At 44.1% G+C, this 1774-nt stretch carries 3 protein-coding genes and 1 pseudogene; 1 reads left to right on the top strand and 3 read right to left on the bottom strand.

The annotated features are described in order from the left end of the window. Together F6K49_RS45705 and F6K49_RS45710 are read right to left on the bottom strand one after the other, a co-directional pair. Positions 1-147 (bottom strand): annotated as a pseudogene (locus F6K49_RS45705) (bleomycin hydrolase); the annotation flags it as partial. Positions 148-251: 104 nt separating this feature from the next. Then, positions 252-785, bottom strand: a complete 534-nt coding sequence (locus F6K49_RS45710) for a bleomycin hydrolase (protein ID WP_075904201.1) — start codon at positions 783-785, stop codon at positions 252-254. 356 nt (positions 786-1141) lie between these two features. Here F6K49_RS45710 and F6K49_RS45715 point away from each other — a divergent pair, with 356 nt between their 5' ends. Next, a complete protein-coding gene (locus tag F6K49_RS45715) occupies positions 1142-1300 on the top strand; it encodes a hypothetical protein (protein ID WP_293074536.1) in 159 nt (52 codons plus the stop codon). 145 nt (positions 1301-1445) lie between these two features. On the opposite strand, the gene F6K49_RS45720 is transcribed toward F6K49_RS45715, so the two are convergent. Beyond that, on the bottom strand, positions 1446-1774 hold a 329-nt coding region (locus tag F6K49_RS45720; protein ID WP_366514328.1), incomplete at its 5' end, for a CpeR family transcriptional regulator.

Below are 1774 nucleotides of genomic sequence, written 5' to 3' on the forward strand. Positions count from 1 at the left end.
TTCAATGCCTTCTGCTAGCTTTTCAGCAGCTTCCATACGAGCAGCAGCCCGCTGTAGGCTACCTTGAACGGACTCAAGGTCAGAGCTGCTAGGAAAACGACCTGCAGCATCGGCAGCAGTAACAACTGTGCTTATAACTGATTTCATTCTTATATATCTCCTGAATGGGTTTTGACAAAGATTATACTTAGCTTTTGGCTTCCCCAGCTCGCTTTGGCAGGAGCTTGGTTATCTTAGGCAAAAGGGAAAGACTAGCTGATAGCAGCAACTACTGCATCGAAGTAACCAGCAGTTTCAGAAGCTAAGGAGGAACAATCCCCAGAAGTTACTTCAAACTTGCGCTGGCTAGCGGTGTTGTTAACGAAAGCAACTGCAGCAGCTTTCATGATTCCAACAGCACGAGCTGTGGAGGTGGTGGGTACACCCAGAGCGCTGTAGGTTTCCTTCAGACCATTCAGGCAGCGGTCGCTTAGTACAGAAGCATCACCAGCCAAGATGGCATAGGTCACGTAGCGGAGGATGATTTCACCATCACGCAAGCAAGCAGCCATGCGGCGGTTGGGGTAGCAGTTACCACCAGCTTGAATCAAACCAGTGTTTTCGCAGATCATGCCAGAAATAGCGTCGGAAACGATGCAGCTGGCGTCGCTGGCGATAATGTTTACAATATCAAGGCGCTTATTACCATCAGCAATAAAGCCTTTGAGAGCAGCCAGGTCTCCAGCACCTAGACATGCGGTTTTGCTATCTGCTGTAACTACAGCTCTGGAAAAAGCGTCAAGCATTGAAATCTCCTTAAATTAAAGGTACTTAACTAGTTTGCTATCTTGCTGGTTATTTATCAAATTTGACCAGCTCAATATGAACATTAGAGGATAATCGGAACCCCAGTCTCATTTATTAACAACAAAGTAATAATTTGTAATATTCGTTACAAGGTCACCAGTCGATCACACAGGAGTCAGTTAACCGACTCGGCAGTTATATACAAAACTTAATAATTACAGGAACTTAGCTGTGATATATGCTAGCGCTGATATTGAAAACCTAAATCATTTTGGAAAAATACCTCCCTTGACCATAGTGCGTCTACTGTTGACGATGGCAATAGGGCTATATATATATAGCGTTTCTCATAGCTATGAGGTACACAGGATTTTTTTCCACTTCCGAAGTTCCCTCTTCTGACTTCCCTACTCCCTACTACCTACTCCCGCGCAACCCAGGACGAAAGTACCTCAAGCAATTGGTAAGCATTAAGCTATCAGCCATTGGCCTTGGCCAACAGCTGATAGCTTAGCTATAAAACTGGTTTATATCATGTCGGGATAATTACCCTTAATACAAATCTCTCCCATCTCCCCATCTCCGCATCTCCCCACACTTCCCACCCTACCTCTAAATTATGGGTATTCAACCTGACTTGATATTAGTGGGGGGATTTTTCAGGAACGTTCATCAAATCTGGTGCGGAAGCTCCCGTATTTTATCCAGTATTGTTTTAGATCATGATGAGGTGTATGTAAACTGGCTTTAGCTTGATACAAAATAACTTGGCGATGGGAGCCAATCCAAATTTTTTTAATGGGTTTAACCGATATTACACTTCCTCCGAGACTCTCGACACATTCGGAGAATCGTTCAAGGGTTGTATATTCTACCGTCTCAAAGATAAAAAAGTGACCCGAGCAGATCAAATGTCTGCTCCTAATCCAGCACTGCATCTTTTTTTGAGCTCTTGGCGGTAGCATTAGCTGTACACAAATCATCCTCA

The sequence above is a fragment of the Moorena sp. SIO3I6 genome, from assembly GCF_010672095.1.